The following is a 22,673-nucleotide window of genomic DNA, read 5'->3' as shown; positions in this document are numbered from 1 at the left end:
CGCTGCTGGCGTCAGCCAGGAATTTTTTCGAGACAGTAGCCGAGGCCGCGCACCGTGGCGATGCGGATCGGCCCCTGCTCGATCTTCTTGCGCAGGCGGTGGATATAGACCTCGATCGCGTTATTGCTGACCTCCTCGCCCCATTCACACAGGCGCTCGACCAGCTGATCCTTGCTGACCAGGCGGCCGGCGCGCTGCAGCAGCACCTCCAGCAGGCTCAGCTCGCGCGCCGACAGCTCGATCATCTGTTCGTTGATATAGGCGACCCGGCCAGTGGCATCGAAGCTCAGCGGCCCATGCTTGATGACGCTGGAGGCGGTACCCAAGCCGCGTCGGGTCAATGCCCGCACCCGCGCCTCCAGCTCCTGTAGCGAGAAGGGCTTGGCCATGTAGTCGTCGGCGCCCAGATCCAGGCCCTTGACGCGCTGCTCGACGCTGTCGGCCGCCGTCAGTATCAACACCGGCATCGACGCACCACGCCCGCGCAGCTTGCGCAGCACCTCCAGCCCATGGAGTTTGGGCAGGCCCAGATCCAGAATCACCAGATCGAACTCATGCGAAGCCAGCGCCGCATCGGCCTCGGTGCCCGAACCAACCTGGTCCACCGCATAGCCGGAGGCGCGCAATGAGCGCAGCAAACCATCAGCCAGCACTTGGTCATCTTCCGCAATCAGGATGCGCATGCTTTGTCCCCAGTCTTTACGAGCATTCTAGGGACGCCGGCCCTGCTGACATTGCTTGTCAGCAGGCAGCTCCTAAACTACTGTACGAATATACAGATTGCGCCATAATGCGCCCAGCCTCAACAGGAGAAAAACATGGACGCCCCCGTCAAAGCCATCAACACCGAAAAAGCCAAGGCCCTGCAAGCCGCCCTGTCCCAGATCGAGAAGCAGTTCGGCAAGGGCTCCATCATGCGCTTGGGCGAGGGCGAAGTGATCGAGGACATCCAGGTGGTGTCGACCGGCTCGCTGGGCCTGGACATTGCGTTGGGCGTCGGTGGTTTGCCGCGTGGCCGGGTTGTCGAGATCTACGGCCCCGAGTCTTCGGGCAAGACGACACTGACCCTGCAGGTGATCGCCGAGATGCAAAAGCTCAGCGGCGTCTGCGCCTTCATTGATGCCGAGCATGCGCTGGACATCCAGTACGCACAGAAGCTGGGCGTCAACCTGCAGGAGTTGCTGATCAGCCAGCCGGACACCGGTGAACAGGCGCTGGAAATCGTTGATGCGCTGGTGCGTTCCGGTTCGGTGGACCTGATCGTGGTCGACTCGGTCGCGGCGTTGACGCCCAAGGCCGAGCTGGAGGGCGAGATGGGCGATTCACTGCCCGGCCTGCAAGCCCGGCTGATGAGCCAGGCACTGCGCAAGCTGACCGCGACCATCAAGAAGACCAACTGCATGGTCATCTTCATCAACCAGATCCGCATGAAGATCGGCGTGATGTTCGGCAGCCCCGAGACCACCACGGGTGGTAATGCCCTGAAGTTCTACGCCTCGGTGCGTCTGGACATCCGCCGCATCGGCTCGATCAAGAAGGGCGAGGAAGTGATCGGCTCCGAGACCAAGGTCAAGGTCGTCAAGAACAAGGTGGCGCCGCCGTTCAAGACCGCCGAGTTCGACATTCTCTACGGCGAAGGCATCAGTCGTGAAGGCGAGATCATCGACATGGGCGTGGTGGCCAAGGTGGTCGACAAGGCCGGCGCCTGGTATGCCTACAACGGCGAAAAGATCGGCCAGGGCAAGGACAACGCGCGCGAATTCCTGCGCGAGAACCCCGATATCGGCCGCGAGATCGAGAACAAGGTGCGGGAGTCGCTGGGCGTGCCTCTGCTGACGGTGGACGGTCCGGCCGCTTGATGCCCGCTGGGGCGAGCGCCTGACGCCGGCTTGCAATGAAACCCTTGTCCCTGAAGATGCGTGCCATCACGCTGCTGGCGCAGCGTGAGCACAGCCGCAGCGAGTTGCGCCGCAAGTTGCTGCGTATTGCCCGGGCGCAGCGCGACGCCGCCGGTGCCGAGGCGGTCGAGGTCGCAGAGATCGAGACAGAGGTTGACGATTTGCTGGTCTGGCTGCTGGCCCAGGGCTATCTCAGCGAGGAACGTTTCGTCGAGTCACGCATCCATGCCCGCGCCCAGCGCTATGGCCACTTGCGCATCCAGCAGGAGTTGGCCCAGCACGGGTTGAGCCTGAGCGCCGACAGCCAGGCGCGACTCAAGGACAGCGAGTTCGAGCGCGCGCAAGCGATCTGGCAGCGCAAATTCGGCAGCCCGGCCGAGGACGCCGGAGGCCGTGCCAAGCAGACCCGTTTTCTGCTGGCGCGGGGTTTCTCGGCCGATGTCGTGCGGCGGGTGCTGCGCCAGATTTCGGAGGCGCCGCAGACCCCCTGACAGCTTGTCGACAGGCTTGCGGCAGCGCAGCATGCTACATTGCCGGACTGTGCAAAGCCTGCTCGCAGCCACAATTGGGGCCTGCGGGCCCGTTTTTGTGCGTCCGTGTTTGTCCAGCGCCCCATGTCCTTGCTCAACCCCTCCACTGCGCGCCGTCTGCTGCACCGTCGAGCTCTCGATGTGCAGGTCTATGCGCGCGACGACGGGCTCTACGAGGTTGAGGCCACGCTGAGCGACACCAAGACACGCGATATCCCCATGGCCGGGGGCACCCGCCATGCCGGAGAGCCCATCCATGACATGGTGCTGCAGCTGGTCATCGATACCGAGTTGACAATCCATGAGGCCGGCTCGCAGACGCGCTGGATGCCCTATCCCGGCGCCTGCGACCAGCATGACGATGCCTATGCGCGCCTGGTTGGTCTGAATCTGCTCAAAGGATTCCGGCTTGGCGTCAAAGAGCGTCTGGCCGGCACCCGGGGCTGCACCCATCTGACCGAGCTGTGCCAGATCCTGCCGACCGCGGTGATCCAGGCCTTTGCCGGCCTCGTGATCGACACCCGCGAGGGCGATGGTTCGGGCCAGCCGCCATTTCAGCTCGACAAATGCCATGCCTTGCGCCGCGACGGCGCGGTCGTGCGCACCCATTACCCTCGCTGGTATCGCGACGGTCAGGCAGCCTGTGCTGCCGGCGCCGCCACGCTGCCTGCGGCTTCCTCATCCTGACTTTTCCAAGAAGCGAGACCCCTATGAAGATTCACGAGTACCAGGGCAAGGAAATCCTGCGCCAGTTCGGTGTTCCGGTGCCGCGTGGCATCCCGGCCTTCACGGTGCAAGAAGCGGTGGAAGCCGCGCAAAAGCTCGGCGGCCCGGTCTGGGTTGTGAAGGCACAGATCCACGCCGGCGGCCGTGGCAAGGGCGGCGGCGTCAAGCTGGGCCGCTCGCTGGACGACGTCAAGAGCCTGGCCGAGCAGATCCTTGGCATGCAGTTGATCACGCACCAGACCGGCCCAGAAGGCCAGAAGGTCCGTCGCCTCTACATTGAGGACGGCGCTGACATCAAGAATGAACTGTACGTCTCGCTGGTCACCGACCGCGGCACGCAGAAGGTCGCCTTCATCGCGTCCAGCGAAGGCGGCATGGACATCGAGGAAGTGGCCCACTCCACGCCCGAGAAGATCATCACCGAGATGATCGATCCGCTGACCGGCCTGACCGAAGCGCAGTCGCGAAAGATTGCTGCAGCGATCGGTCTGACCGGCGCGTCGATCGACCAAGCCGTCGACATCTTCGCCAAGCTCTACAAGTGCTACATGGACACCGACGCGTCGCTGGTGGAGATCAACCCGCTGAACTGCGATTCCAAGGGCAATCTGATTGCGCTGGACGCCAAGTTCAACTTCGACGCCAACGCGCTGTTCCGTCACCCCGAGATCGTCGCTTACCGCGACCTGGATGAAGAGGATCCGGCTGAAGTCGAAGCCTCGAAGTTCGACCTGGCTTACATCTCGCTGGACGGCAATATCGGCTGCCTGGTCAACGGTGCCGGTCTGGCCATGGCGACGATGGACACCATCAAGCTGTTCGGCGGCGAGCCGGCCAACTTCCTGGACGTCGGCGGCGGTGCCACAGCCGAGAAGGTCACCGAAGCCTTCAAGATCATGCTGAAGAACCCTGAAGTGAAGGGCATTCTGGTCAACATCTTCGGCGGCATCATGAAGTGCGACACCATCGCCGAAGGCGTGATCACCGCCTGCAAGGCCGTGAATCTGTCCGTGCCGCTGGTCGTGCGCATGAAGGGCACCAACGAAGAGCTGGGCAAGAAGATGCTGGCCGAATCCGGCCTGCCCATCATCGCCGCCGATTCGATGGCCGAAGCCGCGACGAAGATCGTCGCCGCCGTCGCTTAAAGCCCTCTAGGAAAGAAATCATGTCGATCTACATCAACAAAGACACCAAGGTCATCACCCAGGGCATCACGGGCAAGACCGGTCAGTTCCACACGCTCGGTTGCCAAGCCTATGCCAACGGCAAGAACGCCTTCGTCGCCGGTGTGAACCCGAAGAAGGCCGGCGAGAAGTTCTCCGACATCCCAATCTACGCCACCGTCAAGGAAGCCGCCGGCCAGACCGGCGCCACCGTGTCGGTGATCTATGTGCCGCCCGCCGGCGCCGCTGCTGCGATCTGGGAAGCTGTCGAAGCCGATCTGGATCTGGCGATTTGCATCACCGAAGGCATCCCCGTCAAGGACATGCTGGAAGTGCGCAACAAAATGAAGGCCAAGGAAGCCGCCGGTGGCAAGCGCACCCTGCTGCTGGGCCCCAACTGCCCTGGCCTGATCACGCCCGAAGAAATCAAGATCGGCATCATGCCCGGCCACATCCACCGCAAGGGCCGTATCGGCGTCGTGTCCCGCTCGGGCACGCTGACCTATGAAGCCGTGGCGCAGCTGACCGAAATCGGCCTGGGCCAATCGTCGGCCGTCGGCATCGGTGGCGACCCGATCAACGGTCTGAAGCACATCGACGTGATGAAGGCCTTCAACGACGATCCGGACACCGACGCCGTCATCATGATTGGCGAGATCGGCGGCCCGGACGAGGCCGAAGCCGCCCGTTGGTGCAAGCTGAACATGAAGAAGCCGATCGTCGGTTTCATCGCAGGCGTCACCGCCCCTCCGGGCAAGCGCATGGGCCATGCCGGCGCGCTGATCTCCGGTGGTGCCGACACGGCCGACGCCAAGCTCGCTATCATGGAAGAGTCGGGCTTCACGATCACACGTAATCCGTCGGAAATGGCCAAGCTGCTCAAGGCCTTGCTGTAAGGGCGGCAGCCACGGCTGCCCTCGCAAATGCGTAATTCCACGCATCGAGCCAGGGGGGCGTGGCATCGCACAATTCAGCAGCAGCCCGAGCGGCCGGACTGAGAAAAAAGGGGCGACAGCCCCTTTTTCGTTTTCCGGCAGCGATCCGGCCGGCCTCGTTATAGTCGCTCACCGTTTCTGTGCAGGCCGCAGAACACCCAACAAAGCAAATACCCATGGACATGCTCACCAGTCCCGAGTTCTGGCTCGCCGTCGGCCAGATCATCATGATCGACATCCTGCTTGGCGGCGACAACGCGGTGGTGATCGCGCTGGCCTGCCGCAAGCTGCCCGACGCACAGCGTCGTAAAGGCATCATGTGGGGCACGGCCGGCGCCATCGTGCTGCGCGTCATCCTGATCTTCTTCGCACTGACCCTGCTGAAGCTGCCTTTCTTGAAGCTGGTCGGCGGCATCTTGCTGCTGTGGATCGGTATGAAGCTGCTGATGCCCGAGCATGACGATGAGCATGCCAATATCCAGGCCAGCGACAAGCTGTGGGCGGCGGTCAAGACCGTCATCGTGGCCGACTTCGTGATGAGTCTGGACAATGTGATCGCGATCGCCGGTGCCGCCGAAGGCGCGGGCGGGGATCACCAGATGCCGCTGGTGATCTTCGGCTTGCTCGTCTCGATCCCCATCATCGTCTGGGGCAGCCAATTGGTGATCAAGCTGATGGACCGCTTCCCGATGGTTATCACCTTGGGTGCGATGCTCCTGGGCTGGATTGCCGGCACGATGATGGTGGGCGACCCGGCGCTGGCCAACTGGGTGCCGACCCAGGCCGGCGACAAGCCGGGCTCGACCGAGGTTCTGCCAGCGCTGTACTACGGCTGCGGCGTGGCAGGTGCGCTGCTGGTCTTGCTGTTCGGCAAGGCCATGGCCATGCGCAGCAAGGCCGCCTGAGGCTCAGGTAAGAGATGGCTGCGCCCGGCTTCTGGAAGCGCATGCTGGGCCGCAAGGCCGAGCCGGGCAGCCCAGGCGACAGCGTCACCGAGCCCAGCACGCTGCCCAGCACCCAGCCCCAGCATTTCCAGACCGACAGCGGCGCCAGCCTCGACAGCTATGAGATCGGTGCCGAGCTGGGCCGCGGTGCGATGGCCGTCGTGCACCTGGCCACCGAGCGGGCCAGCGGCCGTCAGGTGGCCATCAAGCGACTGGCTTTGCAGCGGGAGTTTGCGGCCGAGGACCTGATCGATGTGCGCCGGCGCTTCATGCGCGAGGCCCGCGCCGCCGGCCATCTGGCCCACCCTGACATCCTGCAGGTGCTCGACGCCGGCCCGACTGGCCAGGACGCCTGGATCGCGATGGAGTATGTGCAGGGACAGGACCTGAGCCACTTCACCCGCGCGGGCGCGCTGCTGCCGGTGCGCGAGGTGCTCGCACTGGCCATACGGCTGGCCCGTGCGCTGGCCTTTGCGCACAGCCAGGGCGTGGTGCACCGCGACATCAAGCCCTCCAATGTGATGCTGGACCGCGACAGCGCAACGCTGAAGATCATGGATTTCGGCATTGCCCGCATTGCTGACGGCAGCCGCACCCGCACCGGCCTGGTGCTGGGCACCCCCTCTTTCATGTCGCCCGAGCAACTCGCGGGGCTGCAGGTCGACGGACGCAGCGACCTGTATTCGCTGGGCGCACTGCTCTATCAGCTGCTGACCGGCCAGCTGCCGCACCAGTCGGACTCGATGGCCCAGCTGATGTACCAGATCGCCAACCAGGCGCCCCCCGATGTGCGCCACCACAGACCTGAGCTGCCCGAATCGCTGGCGCTGGTGCTGGCGCTGGCGCTGGAAAAGCGCCCCGAGCTGCGCTACCGAAGCGGCGAGCTGTTCGCCCAGGACCTGGAGACGGTGTTGGCCCAGCTGCCGGTGGATGATCTGGCAGGCCCGCCGGTCCGCGAGGATTTCACGGCCGCCGACCCGTTCGCGCAAACATTGCGTCTGAACCCCCAGGAACCGGGGCAAAATCCCTGACCTAAGCGACACAGCCCAGCCCGCCCATGACCGTGGAGATCTTCAGCGCTACCGATGTCGGCCGCGCCCGCGACAATAACGAAGACTCGGTGGCTCTGGACCCGGCCGTGAGCTTGGCCGTACTGGCCGACGGCATGGGAGGCTACAACGCCGGCGAGGTCGCCAGCCAGATGCTGACGTCCTTCATTACGGCCGAGCTGGGCAGGTGGCTCAAGGAAACGAGCAACAAGGCTACCGCTGCCGACGTGAAGCGGGCGATGGACATCTGTGTGGACAACGCCAATCGCGCCATTTTCAACGCGGCCAACACCAATCCGCGCTACGCCGGCATGGGCACGACCCTGGTGCTGGCCGTTTTCCGCGACGAGGGCCTGCTGCTGGGTCATGTCGGCGATTCTCGCGCCTACCGTTTGCGCAACGGTCAGCTGAGCCAGCTGACCCGCGACCATTCGCTGCTGCAGGAGCAGCTCGATGCCGGCTTGCTGACCCCCGAAGAGGCCGCCTATTCCAACAATCGCAATCTGGTGACCCGAGCGGTGGGCGTCGAGGATACGGTGATGCTCGAGCTGCATCAGCATGAGGTTCAGCCGGGCGATCTGTTCCTGCTGTGCTCGGACGGACTCTCCGATATGCTGGACGACGACGCGCTTGCTCAGTTGCTCTTAAGCCACCCTTCGCTGTCGGAAGCGGCTCAAGCCTTGATTGATGCGGCTAACGACATGGGCGGCAAGGATAATATTGCGATTGTGTTGGCCCGCGCCGAGGGTCCAGTCCGGACGGCTGGCCGGACATGGTGGCCCTTCGGTCGTAAATAGGGTCGGGTCCGAATGGGCGGCTTGGAGCGGCCGGCCGGCACGCAAAACAGACAACAGGACTTGAGGTCAAGCATGGGCAAGCTGGTGGTTTCGCTCGATGGGGTGGTGATCAAGGAGGTGCAGATCACCAAGGACAAGACCACCCTGGGGCGGCGGCCTTACAACGACATCGTGATCGACAATCTGGCGGTCAGCGGTGAGCATGCCGTGCTGCAGATGGTGGGCGTCGACGTGTTCATCGAAGACCTGAACTCCACCAACGGCACGTATATCAACGGCAAGGCGATCAAGAAGCAGTTGCTCAGCAACAGCGACGTCGTCGAGATCGGCAAGTACAAGATCAAGTTCCTGCTGGAAGACAGCGTTGACTACGAAAAGACCATGATCCTCAAGCCCGGCTCCGCCGTGCCCAGCGGTTTCGGTCTGCCTTCGTCCTTCGGCGCCCTGGGCTTGCCCGCAAGTACCGCGATGCCGGCGACGATCAAGGTGCTGACCGGCGCGGCCGCCGGCCGGGAGGTCAGCCTGACCAAGGTCGTCACCACGGTTGGCAAGCCCGGCGTCCAGGTGGCCTCTATCACCAAGCGCCCCAGCGGCTATGTGTTCGCCCATGTGGAGGGCGGCGCCCGCCCCAGCGTCAACGGCATCCCCCTGGTCGGTGAATCGGTTGCCCTGAAAAGCGGCGATGTGATCGAGTTGGCCGGCACCCAGATGCAGTTTGTCCAGGCTGGTCTCTGAACCCGGCGGCTGAAACCGGCAGCTCAGGCCCGCCCGCCGTGCAGCAAATCACGCCGCCGCCCGACATCGTCGCAGCCGTCCCCTGATCGGCTGAGAAACGCGAACTACGCAGCTAGGCAGGGCTGCTCGGCGCGCGTAAATTGAGATGGCGCCCACAATCTCGTGCGCCATCTCCGACTCCGACGCATGAACATACATGTCCTGGGCTGCTCCGGCGCCATTGCAGCAGGCTACAAGACCAGCGCCTTCCTGCTCGACGACGACATCCTGATCGACGCTGGCACCGGCGTCGGTGACCTCGGCCTGGACGCCTTGGCTCGCATCGACCACATCCTGGTCAGTCACTCGCATCTGGACCACATCCTGGCCGTCGGCCTGCTGGCCGACACCGTGTTGCGCCTGCGCGCCCAGGCCGGCCGTCCGCCGATCCAGGTCCACGCGCTCGCAGCCACGCTGGACGCGCTGCGCCAGCACATCTTCAATGGTGTGATCTGGCCCGACTTCACCCGCCTGCCCAGCGCCGAGCATCCGGTGCTGAGCCTGCACCCTTTCGAGATCGGCCAGCACCTGAGCCTGGGCGGTCGCGAGATCGAGGTGCTGAATGCCGAGCACACGGTACCGGCGGTCGGTTTCGCGGTCGATTCACCCGCCGGCCACTGGGTCTACACCGGTGACACCGGCCCCAATCCGGCCCTGTGGCAACGCCTGTCCGAAATCAAGGTTGCCCATCTGGTGATCGAAACCGCTTTTGGCGACGACGAGCGCCAACTCGCGCGCATCAGTCGACATCTCTGCCCGACGGCGCTGGGCCGCGAACTGGCCCAGCTGGCCGGCAGCGTCGAAGTCCACATCACCCACATCAAGCCCGGCGAGATGGACGCGGTAATGAGCGAGATCGGCACCTTGAGCAGCCCGCATCGGATCAGTGCGCTGAGGGCGGGGCAGGTGATTGCGCTCTGATGCCTTGGTTTTTGGCAAACACTCGTGCCATATCCCATCGGAAATGGCACGATGAGCCGGAGTAAGGTATTTACCAGTAACCGCAGCCAGGCGATTCGCTTGCCGGCGCATTTGCGCTTGCCCGAAGGTGTCAAGCAGGTCGAGGTGCGAGCCCGAGGCTGTGAGCGCATCATTGCGCCGGTCGGCCAGTCTTGGGACAGCTTCTTCTTGGACGGTCCTGAAGCCCCCGAAGACTTCATGCCCGAGCGTGCCAGCCAAGTACAGCCCGAGCGCGAGGCGCTCTGAAGCTGCGCTACCTGGTGGACACGAATATCTGCATCTATGTGATCAAGCAACGCCCACTGACTGCGCTGGCGCGTTTCAATGAGCATGCAGGGCAGATGGCAGTGTCTTCGATCACCGTGGCCAAACTGCTGCATAGGGCCCACAAGAGTCAGGCCAGTTCGCGCGCCCTTGACGTGGTTGAAGACTGCTGCAGTTGCTTGGAAGTGCTCAGCTACGGCGCCAAGGCGGCGGAACACTACGGCAATATCCCTAGTGCGCTGGAGAAGAAGGGCGAACCCATCGGCGTCAACGACTTGCACATTGCCGCCCGTGCGCGCAGCGAGGGGCTGACGCTGGTATCCAACAATCCGCGCGAGTTCGAGCGGGTCGAGGCGCTGCTAGTGGCCAACTGGGTGGAAGGCTGAGACCGTCCCGTCGCTGAGTTCAAAGCTGGCGTGCCGGCCCTGGATGCTGTGCCGCCATCGCGTCGGAAGTCAGCAGCGTGATGCCCTCGACCATGGCCTGCGCGATCAGCAGTCGGCCGGACGGGTCCTTGTGCAGCGGCGGCAAGGTGTCTATGGCCACCGCATGCTGGCTGCCGATTACGAGGTCGCTGTAGCCGTTGTCCAGCAAGCCGCGTCGCAGCAGCCGGGCATCCAACTGAAAGTCCTCCCGCCCCAAGCTGCGCTTGGTGGCGATCTCCCACAGGCTGGCCGCGCTGAAGAACAACTCGTTGGCCGGGGCCTCAAGCAAGGCCCGGGCTTCACCGGACAAGCGCTGCGGCGCACCGGCCGCCCAGAGCAGCAGATGCGTGTCCAGCAGCAGCTTCATGCGTCGCCGTCGACGAACAGCCACTCGATTTCGACCGCACCCATACGGTCAACAAAGTCATCGGGCACGGCGATCTGCTCTGCCATGAAGCCCAGGGGCTCCAATTGCCCCGCCTCCGGCGCATTGATCGCCATCACCTTCACCAGAGGCTTACCGGCCTTGGCGATCACAAAGGGCTCCACCTTGCTGGCTGCGTCGACGAGCCGCGACAAATGGGTCTTGGCTTAGTGGATGTTGATGGTTTGCATGGTGCGGCCCTGGGACTGACCAAGCTTGGTTAGTGCAGTCTTGACTGGCAGTCGGGCTTTGCGTGCGGCGACTGACAAAAATCGTCACCTCCCGGTCCCCCGTACAAATCGCGCCGGACCGGCTGCCAAGAATGGTCACTTCGATGCGCCGGACTGCCAATTTCGCGTGACGCAGATCACGTTTATGGCCGCAAAACGGCTGGCACGACCCCTGCATTCAGGGGGAGTGTCTCTACCCCTCAATGCACTTTTTTCTTCCCAGGAGTCCACATCATGAGCATGAAGCGCGTCCAACAAGGTTTCACCCTGATCGAACTGATGATCGTCGTGGCGATTATTGGTATCTTGGCTGCGGTGGCAATTCCGCAGTATCGCGATTACACCGGCAAGGCACGTGTCGGCTCGGCACTGGCTCAGGTCGATGGCGTGAAAAAGGCAGTAGCGCTTTGCATCCAGACCATTGGTACCAAGACCGGCTGCACCACCGGCAGCAATGATGTGCTCGACTTTGCGGCAACGAAGGAAATCGCCAGCGCCAAGGCAGCTGACGGCATTATTGACGTTGTGCTGAACAAGGGCATTCATGGCGACATCGACGGTCAGACGATCAAGATGACGCCGACCGAAGATGGTGCACGCATCAGCTGGAAGAATGAATGTGCTGGCTGCACAAAGGGTGCGGTAACTGACTCCATCACGAAGAACAACCCCTGAGCGTCAGTGATTGTTTCTCAACTGCGACAAAACACTCGCCGCAGTTGTTAGTGAACATTAACTTGTGTTGAAAGAAGAGGGCTTTCGAGCCCTCTTCTCTTTGGTGCTTCAAGAAGCATTGATTCTTGAGGTTGTTTATGGGTCGAATGCCGTCAACTGCACTGAGCACTATCCATGCGGATCGCACTGCTACTACTTTTCGTGGCCTCTGGTTTCTCCGCGCTGATCTACCAGTCGGTTTGGACCCAGTACCTCGGCCTTCTGCTAGGCCACGCCGCCTACGCGCAGACCCTAGTGCTGGTGATGTTCATGGGTGGCATGGCCGTTGGTGCCTGGGCGGTAAGTCGGCTGACCACGCGGCTGCACAGCCTGATTGGGTGCTATGCCGCAATTGAGTTGCTGATCGGCCTGGCTGGCTTTGCTTTTCATGGACTGTTCACCGGCTTTGTCGGCTTGAGCGAGACGCAGGTGCTGCCGGCGCTACAAGGCCATTGGGCGGCTAAGGCCTGGCCCTGGCTGGGCGCGGGCAGCCTGATCGCGGTGCAGACCGTTCTGCTTGGTGCGACCTTTCCACTTATCGCCGGCGGCATGCTGCGCTGGAACCGGGAAGCCATGGGCGCGACGCTGGGCGGCCTCTACTTTGCGAATGGCCTGGGTGCCGCCGCCGGTGCCCTGGCGGCCAGCTTCCTGCTGCTGCCCCTGTTTGGGTTGCCCGGCAGCCTGCAGGTTGCTGCGGGCATGAACCTGTTGTTGGCCGCAGGCACTGCCTGGATTGCCATTAAAGCCCCTGAGCGCGGCATCGCTGCGCAGGAGGGCGACAAGCCCGCTGCTCGAGGCGCCGATCTACGAAGCCTGCAGCGCACGCTGCTCGCCGCTACCTTCCTCTCCAGCGCCGCGTCCTTTGGCTACGAGATTGGCTGGGTGCGCATGTTGAACCAGGCCCTGGGCACCACGCTGCATGGCTTCGAGCTGATGCTCGCCGCCTTCATCTTCGGCATCGCCTGCGGTGGGCTGTGGATTCGCCACCGGGGCGATCAGATTGCCGATGTGGTGCGCTACGCAGGTTATGTGCAAGTCGCGATGGGCACCTGCGCGCTATTGTCCGTGCCGGTGCTGGCCCGGAGTTTTGAGTGGGTTAGCTGGTTGACGGCGGCGCTGGCACGAACCGACGGCGGCTATGCGCTGTACAGCGTCGCTACGGCAGTCATTGCCTTGCTGGTGATGAGCCCCGCCGCTTTCTTCGCGGGCATGACACTCCCGCTATTCACCACCGCCCTGCTCCGCCGAGGGGCGGGCGAAGCGGCCATTGGCCGTGTCTACGCAGCCAATACGATTGGTGCCATCTTCGGCGTGGTGACGGTGGTACACGTCTTGATACCGCTTATGGGAATTACCCTCAGCGTGCTGACCGCAGCCACCATGGATGTGCTGATCGGCCTGTGGCTGCTGCGCGGGCTCAAGCAAAGAAGCTGGTCGCTGCCCGCCGGAGCGAGCGCGGCGGGCGCGGCAACTGTGGCTGGCCTAGTCCTCCACTTCGGCTTGCCCAGTACCCTGCAGCAGGCCTCAGGCGTGTTTCGAACCGGGGTTGTAGATGAGCCCCAACTCGGCCAACTGCTCTATTTCCGCGATGGATCCACCGCTACGGTCTCGGCCCGCATGTTCAGCGATCAGACCGTCATCATCTCCACCAATGGCAAGCCCGATGCGGGCCTCAGGGACTCGCAGAGCGCACCAACCTCAGATGAGATCACGATGCTGATGCTGGGCTTGGCACCGCTGGCCTGGCATCCGCAGCCGAAGGAAGTTGCGGTCATCGGTTGGGGTTCTGGCTTGTCCACACACACGCTGCTGGGTTCTTCTGTCGTGCAGCGCGTGGACACGATCGAGATCGAGCGCGCGATGTGGGAGGGCGCCAAGACCTTTCTACCTTTCAATGCCAGGGCATACGAAGACCCGCGGTCCTTGCTCCACATCGAGGATGCTCGGACCTTTCTGGCGACACACGACGGCTTGTACGATGCCATCGTCTCCGAACCGTCCAACCCCTGGGTCAGCGGTGTCGCAAGCCTGTTCACCCGAGAGTTCTATTCGCGGGTCCGCGGCAAGCTCCGTGAGGACGGTTTGTTGGTGCAGTGGATTCACGCATACGAGATGACCGACGCGCTCCTCGCAGAAATGCTGGCGGCGCTGCTGACGGAGTTCCCTCACAGTGAACTGCTAGTAACCAACAGCAACGACTTCGTCATCCTTGCGCGCAGCAAGGTCACGCCGGCCTTGGCGGTCGAGCAGGCAAGTCGTTTGTGGGAAGCCCCTGCGCTGGCCGATGAGCTGCGCCGCGTGGGCTTGAGTTCTATTGCCGATCTGCAAGTGCGGCGCGTGGGTGGTGCAGCGATGCTGCGCACTTTTGTCAGGCAGCACCAGGCAAGAGCGCATTCCGACTTCTACCCTAGTGTTGCGCTCCAGGCGCCCAAAGCACGATTCAAAAGCCAGTCTGCGCATCAGCTCCCGCAACTCGTCCTAGCCGGCTTGCCAATCCTGAATGCCTTGGAATGCCGGCACCCGTTGGCAACTGTTGCCGACGTCACCCGGATGGAGTACTCGAGCCTGGTCCGTGCGCATCTGGACGCTCGCGCTGCGAGCCGGGCCTTCTCCGCGGACAAGGTGGTTGCCGAGCTGGAAAAAAGTGACCCGGTACTGGCACGTGACATCCGCTTGCTTAGAGCTCAGCTCTCCGGTGTCGTGCCCTTTCATGCGGCGACGCTCCACCAGACCATGACGCATCTTGCCAACTCCACGGTGGCCCATCTCCCCAGCGAAGAGGCACGGCGCTTGTGGGATCAGGCTGCGTGGTTGGCCAAGCTGCCGCGCGAAGCGCCGGAGTGGCTGCGCGCGCAGGTCAGACTCTATGCTGCTTGGCTGCGCAACGATTGGCGCGAGGTGGAACGACTGGCCGCTCAGCTCCTCGCTGAAAAAGACCCGACGCTGACGCCTCTGTTTCGACATGGCGCCTTGGTCTACGGCAGCTTGGCGAGCATGGCGCTGGGAGAGAAAGGGGCTGCGGCTCGCTGGGACAAGCAGTTTGGCCAGAGCATCTCAAAGCAATTGCCGACGAGCACAAGAGACTTTTTGAAAGCGTGGGACGGGCATGAAGCCGTGTGCGCAGCGGCCGGTTGATCGGCCAGGAGAAGTTGGGGCAGAGCAAGCGCCGCCATTGCATTTCGCTTTCTTGGGATGCTTGAGTTCAAATCGTACAAAAAGTGCTGCGAATGCGTACTGTGACAGCGAGTGAAGCCAGGCAGGGTTTGGCCGATGTCCTGGAGGCTGCCCGGCGGGAGTCGGTGGTGATCCAGCGCCAGAAGCGGGATGTGGCGGTGGTGATGTCGATGCAGGAGTACGAGCGCCTGGTGCATCTGAACGTCGCCGAATTTCAGCGTTTCAGCGACCGCGTTGGCGCCAAGGCCGTTGATGCCTGGATGACGGAGGATGTGTTGCAGGACTTGCTGAGTGCTGAACGCAAGCTGGTGGTCGACACCAATCTCTGGGTCAGCCGCCTTCTGATGCCCGGCGGCACCGCCGCCAGGGCCGTAGATCACGCGCTGGCATGGGGCACCCCTATGTTGTCGGAAGCCACACTTACGGAGTTGAGTGACGTCCTGTCCCGCCCCAAGTTCGACAAGTATGTGTCCCGCGAGGACAGGCAGCACTTCTGCGTCTGCTCGGTGGGGTCGCCCGACTGATTCCCATCTCTCAGCGGATCTCGGCCTGCCGCGACCCCAAGGACGATAAGTTCCTTGATGTGGCCTTAAATGGCGAGGCCCAAGTAATCTTCAGCGCAGACCAGGAACTGCTGGCGCTGCATCCGTTTCACGGCATAGAGATCTGGCGGCCGGCCGACTTCCTGGCTCGTGCGCTGGATTGAAAGCGAAGCGGGTCAACCTCGAGGTAATGAGCCTTTGAAGAACGCCCTCGCTCGCGCATCCGCGAGCGGCTTGCCGGTGTTGATGAAGGCCACCAACAGGTCGGCGATCTGGTCCGGGTCGAAGCCACGCGAGCGCATCGCGGGCGGGTTATTGCTGCTGCGGACGATGGACTTGGCGTAGCCGCGGATGAAGGTCTGCTCGATCGTATGGATGCTGCCGAGTTCATAGAACGCGGCCATGCCGCGGGTGTAGTCCGCCTTGTCCACATCGACGAACGAGAACGGGATCAGACCGGCCGCCAGTAGCGGCAGATTGGCGGCAATACGCGAGGACCGTTTGTTGCCGTTGGCGAATGATTGCGCATAGGCGATGCGCGTCATCAGGTATAGCGCCGCCTCGACCGGCGCCAACCCCGAGGCGGTGCTGATGATTTCATCCAGCAGCGCGGCTGCATGCCCTGTACCCGGCCGAAACGGTGGAATGTAGGCCGAGTTCATCAGGCTGACTTCCTCGAAGTCGCGCGGCTTGCCGCGCTGCTCAGGCGGCAGTAAATGGTCTGAGCCCCCCACCTCCGGCAAGCCATGGTCGTCGGTCAACAAGGCATGCATGGCGCGAAGGTTCTCGACCGACAGTTCCCGGTGTGCCCACAAATGCTCACCTGCCCGCTTGTGATTGAGGGCCAACAAGGCATCCTCGGTCGGTTTACTCTTGTTCTGCTGGCCGTACTGGATCAGCGCGGCCGTGTCCAGGGCCGAGTAGCTGCTGCCCTCCAGCACCGACGAGCCCCAGGAGAAGTCGATGATGAACTCGGCCAGGTACTTGCGATCCATGGTGTTCGCCAGCGCCTGCACCTGGGTGCAGCGCAGCGCGCGACCGGGATCGATATTGGGCGAGGGCAGCAGCATGGCCTCACGAAACGGTGCCACCGGCCGACTGTTGGCCGGGCGCTCGAAATAGGCGTCGATATCGGCGCGCGAGAAGGCGGTGGCGGCGATGTAGCGGGTCGGGCGACCGGCGCCCAGGGCCTTGATCGCGCCCGAGGCGCGCAGCGCGGCGAGGTAGCGGTTGACCGTCGATCAGCTCGCCACGCCTGCGGCGCTTGTCAGCGCCTTCGGTGTGAGGCCGGCCGGGCCGGCAGCCAGCACAAGTTGCTGGGTGCCCTCTTGCATGACATGAATACTGATCTCATAAGCTCATGTTCTTTAGAGGAAAACTCGAATCTTGTCATGGGTCTGACGATTCCCTGAAATCACGTCATGGCCCACCTGAAACACCCCCTCCCCGCCCCCTTGGCCCGATACAGCGCCTCATCCGCGCTGGCCAGCAACTCGGCCGCAGCCGGCAAGTCGTCTGGCCCGCCGGCATAGGCCGCAATCCCCATGCTGGTCGCCAGTTGTTGCGCTCCGTTGGGCAGCTCCACCGGCGCCTGCATCGCATGCAGGATCTTGCCAGCCACTAGTTCGGCCTCTTCGGGCCGGTGCAAGCCCTCCAGGATCAGCACGAACTCGTCGCCGCCCAGCCGCGCGACCATATCGGTGCCACGCACGCAGCGGCTCAGGCGCCGCGCGAACTCCTGCAGCACCTGATCGCCGGCAGCGTGGCCGAGCCCGTCGTTGATCTGCTTGAACTTGTCGATGTCCAGGAAGATCAAGGCCATGCCCTGGGCGTTGCGCCGGCTGCGGGCCAGCGCCTTGTCCAGTCGCTCCTCGAACTGGCGTCGGTTCGGCAGGCCGGTCAGTTCGTCGACGCGCGACAAGCGATCCAGATGCTGCTCGACCAACTTGGCTGCCGTGATGTCGGTGGCCAGGGTGTAGACGCCCGCTACCGAGCCGTCCTCGAGCAGATCGGGGATGTAGTCGGCGCGTAGCATGCGCTTGACGCCGCCAGCCACGGCCTCGGTCTCGAAGCTGGCTCGCTCGCCGCACAGGGCCTGCTGCAGCGCCTGACGGCGCGGTTCGTAAGCCTCGGGGACGATCAGCTCGGGCAGACGCTGGCCCAGGGCCCGCACCGGGTCGATGTCCATCCAGGGCTTGAAGGTCGCGTTCAGGAACTGCAGGCGCTGCTCGCGGTCGATATAGGAGATCAGCACCGGCAGGTTGTCGGCAATGGTGCGCAGCCGCCGCTCGCCGGCCTGCAGCTGGCGCAGCGCCTGCTGTAGCTCGGCGGTGCGCTGCTCGACGCGCTGCTCTAGCGAGGTGTTGAGCTCGGCCAGCGTCGCGTCCTGTCGGGCCTGTCGGGCCGACAGATCGGCCAGCGCCCCCGACAGCAGGGCTACCTCGCGATAGCCCCCCACACGCGGCAGCGGCTCGTCGCCCAGGTGACGCCGTGCCGAGATGACTGCGGCCAGGCGCTCGAGCGGCGCCGACAAGCGGCGCGCCAGCAGCCAGGCCAGCGGCACAGACAGGGCCACCAGCGCCAGCGCGACTGCCACGATCTTGCTGCGCAACCGATGGTAGTCGGCCAACGCAACGCTGGTCGGCGTGCGCATCAAGACGGTCCATCCCAGGCCTGGGTAGCTGCCCTGGCCGCGCGTCGCGGCAGTCACCGCAAAATAGTCGACCCCTGCATCGCTGTTGCGCTGGGCCGTGCCTATCGTGCCCATATCCAGCGCCAGCTTGCGGCCCTCCAGCGCCGCAGGACCTAGCAGCACGGTGCCGTCCTGCCCGATCACCAGGGCCTCGGCCGCATGCGACTCCATCGCCGCGTCGATCAGCTCATTCTTGATCTGGCGCGCCCAGGCCCAACTCAGATGCACGCCGAACACGCCCAGATAGCGGCCGCGCTCATCGCGTAGCGGCAACGCAAAGTCTACAAAGCGCCAGGGCTCGCTCTGCTTGGGCAGCAGCTTCTCCAACAGCACCGCCGCATGCACATCGCCGACGAAAGGTCCGGCCTTGCCGCCCTGCCACCAAGGCCGCGTCGAGACATTGACGCCTTCGAGCAGGCCGCCACCGGCGGCCAGCACCTGGCCCTCAGAATCGGTCACACCCAGCCAGGCGAAATGACCAAAACCGAGCCTGATCTGCTCCAGCGCCCGGCGCATCGCCGGCACATCGTCGTGGCGTTGAAACAGCTCCAGCTGAGACAGTACCTTGACCTCCTGGAACTGCTGGGCCATACCCCGGTCCAGTGCGTCACGGAAGTCCAGCGCGGTCTGGCGCAGCGACTCGGTGGCGCGCCGCTCGGCGTGAGCGCGCGCAAAGTTCTCGATCAGCCAGGCACAGCTCAGCACGGCCAGCAGCACCGCCGTCAGCACGGCAGCGGTCAGCCAGCTGCCCAGTGAGAGACGGTCCTTGCGGTGGCGGGTCAGGTCTTGCGTCGCAACAGTCATGGCCCGCTTTGTAGCCCGGTAGTTGACGCACCGCAAGTCGGGGGCGGGGCATCGTGCACCAAGTTAGCACGTGACTGATTCATCAGGCCCTGGCCGAATGCACCAAACTCGGGCAAGCTGCACTGCAGGCCAGCACAGCTGGCCTGGGCACAGCCCTTGCGTCTATCGCGATTCAAGCCGACGGAGTCTCTCTCACCATGCATGCGCTCACCCTGCCCGCCCCGGGCCACTATGACGAGATGCTGCTCGCCGACGGGGCCACGCGCCCCCATTACCAGGCTTTCGACCAGTGGCTGCAGGCCCAGACGCCCGAGGTCCTGGCCAAGAAGCGGGCCGAGGCGGACCTGCTCTTCCACAAGGTGGGCATCACCTTCGCCGTTTACGGCGACGAGGCCGGCGCTGAGCGCCTGATCCCTTTCGACACCGTGCCGCGCATCGTGCCGGCCAGCGAATGGCAGATGCTGGAGGCCGGACTGCGCCAGCGCGTCACCGCACTGAACCGCTTTCTGTGGGACATCTACCACGATCACGAGATCATCAAGGCCGGTCTGATCCCGGCCGAGCAGGTGTTCGCCAATGCCCAGTACCAGCCGGCGATGCAGGGGCTGGATCTGCCGCACGGCATTTACGCCCACATCACCGGTGTCGATCTGATACGCCACTCGGACGGCGGCTACTACGTGCTGGAAGACAACCTGCGCGTGCCTTCAGGCGTCAGCTACATGTTGGAAAACCGCAAGATGATGATGCGGCTGTTTCCCGAGCTGTTCTCCAGATATCCGGTCGCCCCCGTCGCGCATTACCCAACCCTGCTGCTCGACACGCTGCGCCATGCGGCCGAGGTCGACAACCCGAATGTGGTCGTGCTGACCCCCGGCCCCTTCAACAGCGCCTATTTCGAGCATGCCTTCCTGGCCCAACAAATGGGGGTGGAGCTGGTCGAGGGGCAGGACCTGTTCGTCAAGGACGACCACCTCTATATGCGCACCACCGTGGGGCCGAAGCGGGTCGACGTGATCTACCGCCGCATCGACGACGCCTTCCTCGATCCGCTGGCCTTTCGCGCCGACTCGATGCTGGGTGTGCCGGGGCTGCTATCGGTTTACAAGCAGGGCCATCTGATCCTGGCCAATGCGATAGGCACCGGTGTGGCCGACGACAAGTCCATCTACCCGTATGTGCCCGACATGATCCGCTTCTATCTGAAGGAGGAGCCGATACTGCACAACGTACCGACCTGGCAATGCCGCAAACCGGCTGACCTGGACCATGTGCTCAAGCATATGGCCGAACTGGTGGTCAAGGAGGTGCATGGCGCCGGCGGCTACGGCATGTTGGTGGGCCCGGCATCGACGGCCGCCGAGGTCGACGACTTCCGCGAGCGGGTCAAGGCCAACCCGAGCAACTACATCGCCCAGCCGACCCTGTGCCTGTCGAGCTGCCCGACCTTTGTCGAGGCCGGCATCGCACCGCGCCATATCGATCTGCGGCCCTTTGTGCTGAGTGGGCGCGAGATCAGCATGGTCGCCGGTGGGCTGACGCGTGTGGCCCTGAAGCAGGGTTCACTGGTCGTCAACTCCTCGCAAGGCGGTGGCACCAAAGACACCTGGATCCTGGAGAACTGAGATGCTGAGCCGTACCGCCGCCCAACTCTTCTGGATGAGCCGCTATCTGGAGCGCGCCGAGAATCTGGTGCGCATGCTCGATGTGACGCACTCGCTGTCGTTGCTGCCGCAAAGCCGTGGCGCGATGACCGAGCTGGCCGCGCCGCTGGCCGTCACCGGCACGCTGGAATCATTCACGCAAAGCCAGTCCTCGCTGGACCCTGAGCACTTGTTCAACTTTATGGCGCTGGACCTGAGCAACCCGGCCTCGGTGCTGAGCTGCCTGAAGGGCGCGCGCGAGAACGCCCATGCGGTGCGCGGCCAAATCACCGCCGAGATGTGGGAGGCCATCAACAGCACCTGGCTGGAGGCGCGAAGCTTCCCCAAGCGTGGCATCCCCAGCGTCTCGAGTTTTTTCGACTGGGTCAAGGAGCGCTCGCATCTGTTCCGCGGCGCCACCTACGGCACCTTGCAGCGCAACGATGCCTACAATTTCATCCGCCTGGGCACCTTCATCGAGCGGGCCGACAACACCGCCCGGCTGCTCGATGTGAAGTCGCAACTGATCGAGCCGGCGGTCGAGAGCCTGGTACCCGTGGATGTGCCGGTCGAGAGCGCGCCGGACTTCTATGCCTGGAGCGCGCTGCTGCGCTCGCTGTCGGCCTTCGAGGCCTACCACGCGGTCTATCGCGAAAGCCTGGACGGCCGCCGCGTCACAGAGCTGCTGATATTGCGGCCCGACATCCCGCGCTCGCTGCGTGCCTGTTGCGACGAGATCGTCGCGATCTTGCCGCATATCGAGGCGAAATCGGGCGCGCAGGACGCCGGGCGCGAGGTCAAGCGCCTGGCCGGCCAGCTGGCGCTGCGCCTGGAGTACGGTGCAGTCGACGAGATCCTGGACGCCGGCGTGCACCGCTGGCTGACCCAGTTCCTCGAAGAGTCGGCCCAGCTGGCCAACGCGATCCGCGAAGCCTATCTGGAAGCCAACTGATGCGGCTCGCAATCAGCCATGAGACGGTCTACCGCTACGACCACCCCGTCAAGCGCAGCACCCAGTACCTGCGCCTGACGCCCGTCGACAGCGCCGGCCAGCGGGTGCTGCGCTGGGTGCTGAGCCTGCCTGGCAGGGCCAGCCGGGGCAAGGACGCCTATGGCAATGTGATGCATGTGCTGAGCATGGACCGGCCGCACGCCGAGATCCGGCTGCGAGCCGAGGGACTGGTCGACACCGTCGATGGCCCGCCTCGGCCCGACCCGCATGACGCCTTCCCGCCCGAGCTGTTCCTGCGCGACTCGGCCCTGACCCGAGCCGACGCTGCGCTGCGCAGCTTTGCTCAGGCCCATGGTGGCGGCGTCGCCGCCGACGCCCGTGACGGCCTGCTGACGCTGATGCAGGCGCTGGGTGTGCAGATGCCCTACACCCCCGGCTTCACCGATGCCGCCACGCCGGCGGCCGAGGCCTTCGAGCGCCGGCTGGGCGTCTGCCAGGACCATGCCCAGGTGTTCGCCACCTGCGCGCGGCTGCTGGGAGTGCCGGTGCGCTATGTCTCCGGCTACCTAGCCACCGACGACCATCATGTCGCCAGCCATGCCTGGGCCGAGGCGAGGCTGGCCGAGGGCTGGCTGGGCTTCGACGTCAGCAACCAATGCCTGGCCGACGGCCGCTATGTGAAGCTGGCCATCGGCGCCGACTATCTGGACGCCTGCCCGGTGCGCGGCATGCGCCTGGGCGGCGGCGGCGAGGCGATGCAGGCCCAGGTGCAGGTGACGCTGACGCCGCCGGCTCAGTAGTGCGGCGGTAGCTCGTCCCGCAGACTCCGAAAGCCCACGCTTTCGGCCGGCGCCGTGGCGCGCTCGCGCAGCGCGGCCAGTTCGTGCAGCAACGCATCGATCTGTTGCTGCTGGCGGATCACGGTCTGGTTCAGGTGGTCGACCAGGTCTTCGGTGAAGCTGGCCTTGATCTCCAGATCGGTGAGGCGTTGCTCGGTGTCTTGGGCTTTGTCCATGGCGATATTGGACCTCAA

Annotated in this window: 25 protein-coding genes; 19 read left to right on the top strand and 6 right to left on the bottom strand. The window is 64.0% G+C overall.

Features of this window, described 5'->3' with window-relative positions; genetic code table 11:
- Positions 1 to 11 precede the first annotated feature (11 nt).
- A complete protein-coding gene (locus OOZ63_RS09835; protein WP_266005266.1) occupies positions 12 to 683 on the bottom strand; it encodes a response regulator transcription factor in 672 nt (223 codons plus the stop codon).
- Positions 684 to 818: 135 nt separating this feature from the next.
- Here OOZ63_RS09835 and recA point away from each other — a divergent pair, with 135 nt between their 5' ends.
- From recA to OOZ63_RS09775, 12 genes are all read left to right on the top strand, one after another.
- Positions 819 to 1,859 (top strand): recombinase RecA, encoded by a 1,041-nt coding sequence (gene recA, locus OOZ63_RS09830; protein ID WP_266005265.1) that lies wholly within the window; start codon positions 819 to 821, stop codon positions 1,857 to 1,859.
- 35 nt (positions 1,860 to 1,894) lie between these two features.
- A complete protein-coding gene (recX, locus tag OOZ63_RS09825) occupies positions 1,895 to 2,389 on the top strand; it encodes a recombination regulator RecX (protein WP_266005264.1) in 495 nt (164 codons plus the stop codon).
- Between the two features lie 123 nt (positions 2,390 to 2,512).
- Entirely contained in the window at positions 2,513 to 3,115 is a 603-nt protein-coding gene (locus tag OOZ63_RS09820) for a DUF2889 domain-containing protein (RefSeq protein WP_266005263.1), read from the top strand.
- A 23-nt stretch (positions 3,116 to 3,138) separates the two neighbouring features.
- A complete protein-coding gene (sucC, locus tag OOZ63_RS09815) occupies positions 3,139 to 4,299 on the top strand; it encodes an ADP-forming succinate--CoA ligase subunit beta (protein WP_266005262.1) in 1,161 nt (386 codons plus the stop codon).
- 20 nt (positions 4,300 to 4,319) lie between these two features.
- A complete protein-coding gene (gene sucD, locus OOZ63_RS09810; protein WP_266005261.1) occupies positions 4,320 to 5,213 on the top strand; it encodes a succinate--CoA ligase subunit alpha in 894 nt (297 codons plus the stop codon).
- Positions 5,214 to 5,428: 215 nt separating this feature from the next.
- Positions 5,429 to 6,157: a TerC family protein gene (locus tag OOZ63_RS09805; RefSeq protein ID WP_266005260.1), complete on the top strand. Its 729-nt coding sequence runs from the start codon at positions 5,429 to 5,431 to the stop codon at positions 6,155 to 6,157.
- A 14-nt stretch (positions 6,158 to 6,171) separates the two neighbouring features.
- Complete coding sequence (locus tag OOZ63_RS09800) at positions 6,172 to 7,227, top strand: serine/threonine-protein kinase (protein ID WP_266005259.1); 1,056 nt, start codon at positions 6,172 to 6,174, stop codon at positions 7,225 to 7,227.
- A gap of 26 nt (positions 7,228 to 7,253) precedes the next feature.
- On the top strand, positions 7,254 to 8,042 hold the full coding sequence (locus tag OOZ63_RS09795; RefSeq protein ID WP_266005258.1) for a Stp1/IreP family PP2C-type Ser/Thr phosphatase: 789 nt from the start codon (positions 7,254 to 7,256) through the stop codon (positions 8,040 to 8,042).
- Positions 8,043 to 8,114: 72 nt separating this feature from the next.
- Complete coding sequence (locus tag OOZ63_RS09790; RefSeq protein ID WP_266005257.1) at positions 8,115 to 8,777, top strand: FHA domain-containing protein; 663 nt, start codon at positions 8,115 to 8,117, stop codon at positions 8,775 to 8,777.
- Between the two features lie 186 nt (positions 8,778 to 8,963).
- Positions 8,964 to 9,737 (top strand): MBL fold metallo-hydrolase, encoded by a 774-nt coding sequence (locus tag OOZ63_RS09785; RefSeq protein WP_266005256.1) that lies wholly within the window; start codon positions 8,964 to 8,966, stop codon positions 9,735 to 9,737.
- 51 nt (positions 9,738 to 9,788) lie between these two features.
- Positions 9,789 to 10,022, top strand: coding sequence for a type II toxin-antitoxin system VapB family antitoxin (gene vapB, locus OOZ63_RS09780; RefSeq protein WP_266005255.1), 234 nt, complete (start codon positions 9,789 to 9,791; stop codon positions 10,020 to 10,022).
- Between the two features lie 14 nt (positions 10,023 to 10,036).
- Positions 10,037 to 10,426, top strand: coding sequence for a PIN domain-containing protein (locus OOZ63_RS09775; protein ID WP_266005254.1), 390 nt, complete (start codon positions 10,037 to 10,039; stop codon positions 10,424 to 10,426).
- Positions 10,427 to 10,445: 19 nt separating this feature from the next.
- Here OOZ63_RS09775 and OOZ63_RS09770 read toward each other — a convergent pair whose 3' ends face one another.
- Both OOZ63_RS09770 and OOZ63_RS09765 read right to left on the bottom strand, forming a co-directional pair.
- Positions 10,446 to 10,832 (bottom strand): type II toxin-antitoxin system VapC family toxin, encoded by a 387-nt coding sequence (locus OOZ63_RS09770; RefSeq protein ID WP_266005253.1) that lies wholly within the window; start codon positions 10,830 to 10,832, stop codon positions 10,446 to 10,448.
- On the bottom strand, positions 10,829 to 11,044 hold the full coding sequence (locus OOZ63_RS09765; protein ID WP_266005252.1) for a type II toxin-antitoxin system Phd/YefM family antitoxin: 216 nt from the start codon (positions 11,042 to 11,044) through the stop codon (positions 10,829 to 10,831). The genes OOZ63_RS09770 and OOZ63_RS09765 overlap by 4 nt, the downstream gene beginning before the upstream one ends.
- A 309-nt stretch (positions 11,045 to 11,353) precedes the next feature.
- Here OOZ63_RS09765 and OOZ63_RS09755 point away from each other — a divergent pair, with 309 nt between their 5' ends.
- The 4 genes from OOZ63_RS09755 (at position 11,354) to OOZ63_RS29190 (ending at position 15,713) form a co-directional block, all read left to right on the top strand.
- Positions 11,354 to 11,794 (top strand): pilin, encoded by a 441-nt coding sequence (locus OOZ63_RS09755; RefSeq protein WP_416234715.1) that lies wholly within the window; start codon positions 11,354 to 11,356, stop codon positions 11,792 to 11,794.
- 174 nt (positions 11,795 to 11,968) lie between these two features.
- The gene (locus tag OOZ63_RS09750; protein ID WP_266005251.1) at positions 11,969 to 14,968 is read left to right on the top strand and encodes a fused MFS/spermidine synthase; all 3,000 of its coding nucleotides are present in this window, start codon (positions 11,969 to 11,971) and stop codon (positions 14,966 to 14,968) included.
- A 92-nt stretch (positions 14,969 to 15,060) separates the two neighbouring features.
- Complete coding sequence (locus OOZ63_RS09745) at positions 15,061 to 15,531, top strand: type II toxin-antitoxin system prevent-host-death family antitoxin (RefSeq protein WP_266005250.1); 471 nt, start codon at positions 15,061 to 15,063, stop codon at positions 15,529 to 15,531.
- Positions 15,501 to 15,713 carry a putative toxin-antitoxin system toxin component, PIN family gene (locus OOZ63_RS29190; RefSeq protein WP_416234720.1) on the top strand — a complete coding sequence of 71 codons (213 nt, stop codon included), beginning with the start codon at positions 15,501 to 15,503 and terminating at the stop codon, positions 15,711 to 15,713. Before OOZ63_RS09745 ends, OOZ63_RS29190 begins: the two co-directional genes overlap by 31 nt.
- Positions 15,714 to 15,725: 12 nt before the next feature.
- On the opposite strand, the gene OOZ63_RS09740 is transcribed toward OOZ63_RS29190, so the two are convergent.
- Positions 15,726 to 16,640 (bottom strand): Fic family protein, encoded by a 915-nt coding sequence (locus OOZ63_RS09740; protein ID WP_266005249.1) that lies wholly within the window; start codon positions 16,638 to 16,640, stop codon positions 15,726 to 15,728.
- A 323-nt stretch (positions 16,641 to 16,963) separates the two neighbouring features.
- A complete protein-coding gene (locus tag OOZ63_RS09735; RefSeq protein WP_266005248.1) occupies positions 16,964 to 19,045 on the bottom strand; it encodes a diguanylate cyclase domain-containing protein in 2,082 nt (693 codons plus the stop codon).
- A 197-nt stretch (positions 19,046 to 19,242) separates the two neighbouring features.
- On the opposite strand from OOZ63_RS09735, the gene OOZ63_RS09730 reads away from it, so the two are divergent.
- Genes OOZ63_RS09730 through OOZ63_RS09720 form a run of 3 tightly spaced genes read left to right on the top strand, consistent with a single transcriptional unit; the run spans position 19,243 to position 22,440 of the window.
- Entirely contained in the window at positions 19,243 to 20,670 is a 1,428-nt protein-coding gene (locus OOZ63_RS09730) for a circularly permuted type 2 ATP-grasp protein (RefSeq protein WP_266005247.1), read from the top strand.
- Between the two features lies 1 nt (position 20,671).
- Positions 20,672 to 21,640 carry an alpha-E domain-containing protein gene (locus OOZ63_RS09725; RefSeq protein ID WP_266005246.1) on the top strand — a complete coding sequence of 323 codons (969 nt, stop codon included), beginning with the start codon at positions 20,672 to 20,674 and terminating at the stop codon, positions 21,638 to 21,640.
- On the top strand, positions 21,640 to 22,440 hold the full coding sequence (locus OOZ63_RS09720) for a transglutaminase family protein (protein WP_266005245.1): 801 nt from the start codon (positions 21,640 to 21,642) through the stop codon (positions 22,438 to 22,440). Before OOZ63_RS09725 ends, OOZ63_RS09720 begins: the two co-directional genes overlap by 1 nt.
- Here OOZ63_RS09720 and OOZ63_RS09715 read toward each other — a convergent pair.
- Positions 22,434 to 22,655 (bottom strand): SlyX family protein, encoded by a 222-nt coding sequence (locus tag OOZ63_RS09715; protein WP_137945447.1) that lies wholly within the window; start codon positions 22,653 to 22,655, stop codon positions 22,434 to 22,436. The genes OOZ63_RS09720 and OOZ63_RS09715 overlap by 7 nt on opposite strands.
- Positions 22,656 to 22,673: the final 18 nt, after the last annotated feature.

Source organism: Paucibacter sp. PLA-PC-4 (assembly GCF_026241155.1).
Classification (GTDB): domain Bacteria; phylum Pseudomonadota; class Gammaproteobacteria; order Burkholderiales; family Burkholderiaceae_C; genus Roseateles_E.
This window is presented reverse-complemented; position numbering and strand designations above follow the sequence as displayed.

Bases quoted from the DNA above. Each gene is read 5' to 3' on its own strand.
- OOZ63_RS09795 (WP_266005258.1), top strand. From the start codon at position 7,254: ATGACCGTGGAGATCTTCAGCGCTACCGATGTCGGCCGCGCCCGCGAC.
- OOZ63_RS09835 (WP_266005266.1), bottom strand. From the start codon at position 683: ATGCGCATCCTGATTGCGGAAGATGACCAAGTGCTGGCTGATGGTTTG.
- OOZ63_RS09720 (WP_266005245.1), top strand. From the start codon at position 21,640: ATGCGGCTCGCAATCAGCCATGAGACGGTCTACCGCTACGACCACCCC.
- OOZ63_RS09785 (WP_266005256.1), top strand. From the start codon at position 8,964: ATGAACATACATGTCCTGGGCTGCTCCGGCGCCATTGCAGCAGGCTAC.
- sucD (WP_266005261.1), top strand. From the start codon at position 4,320: ATGTCGATCTACATCAACAAAGACACCAAGGTCATCACCCAGGGCATC.
- recA (WP_266005265.1), top strand. From the start codon at position 819: ATGGACGCCCCCGTCAAAGCCATCAACACCGAAAAAGCCAAGGCCCTG.
- OOZ63_RS09725 (WP_266005246.1), top strand. From the start codon at position 20,672: ATGCTGAGCCGTACCGCCGCCCAACTCTTCTGGATGAGCCGCTATCTG.
- OOZ63_RS09820 (WP_266005263.1), top strand. From the start codon at position 2,513: ATGTCCTTGCTCAACCCCTCCACTGCGCGCCGTCTGCTGCACCGTCGA.
- OOZ63_RS09790 (WP_266005257.1), top strand. From the start codon at position 8,115: ATGGGCAAGCTGGTGGTTTCGCTCGATGGGGTGGTGATCAAGGAGGTG.
- OOZ63_RS09730 (WP_266005247.1), top strand. From the start codon at position 19,243: ATGCATGCGCTCACCCTGCCCGCCCCGGGCCACTATGACGAGATGCTG.
- OOZ63_RS09805 (WP_266005260.1), top strand. From the start codon at position 5,429: ATGGACATGCTCACCAGTCCCGAGTTCTGGCTCGCCGTCGGCCAGATC.
- OOZ63_RS09750 (WP_266005251.1), top strand. From the start codon at position 11,969: ATGCGGATCGCACTGCTACTACTTTTCGTGGCCTCTGGTTTCTCCGCG.
- OOZ63_RS09735 (WP_266005248.1), bottom strand. From the start codon at position 19,045: ATGACTGTTGCGACGCAAGACCTGACCCGCCACCGCAAGGACCGTCTC.
- OOZ63_RS09715 (WP_137945447.1), bottom strand. From the start codon at position 22,655: ATGGACAAAGCCCAAGACACCGAGCAACGCCTCACCGATCTGGAGATC.
- vapB (WP_266005255.1), top strand. From the start codon at position 9,789: ATGAGCCGGAGTAAGGTATTTACCAGTAACCGCAGCCAGGCGATTCGC.
- OOZ63_RS09770 (WP_266005253.1), bottom strand. From the start codon at position 10,832: ATGAAGCTGCTGCTGGACACGCATCTGCTGCTCTGGGCGGCCGGTGCG.
- OOZ63_RS09800 (WP_266005259.1), top strand. From the start codon at position 6,172: ATGGCTGCGCCCGGCTTCTGGAAGCGCATGCTGGGCCGCAAGGCCGAG.
- recX (WP_266005264.1), top strand. From the start codon at position 1,895: ATGAAACCCTTGTCCCTGAAGATGCGTGCCATCACGCTGCTGGCGCAG.
- sucC (WP_266005262.1), top strand. From the start codon at position 3,139: ATGAAGATTCACGAGTACCAGGGCAAGGAAATCCTGCGCCAGTTCGGT.
- OOZ63_RS09755 (WP_416234715.1), top strand. From the start codon at position 11,354: ATGAGCATGAAGCGCGTCCAACAAGGTTTCACCCTGATCGAACTGATG.
- OOZ63_RS09745 (WP_266005250.1), top strand. From the start codon at position 15,061: ATGCGTACTGTGACAGCGAGTGAAGCCAGGCAGGGTTTGGCCGATGTC.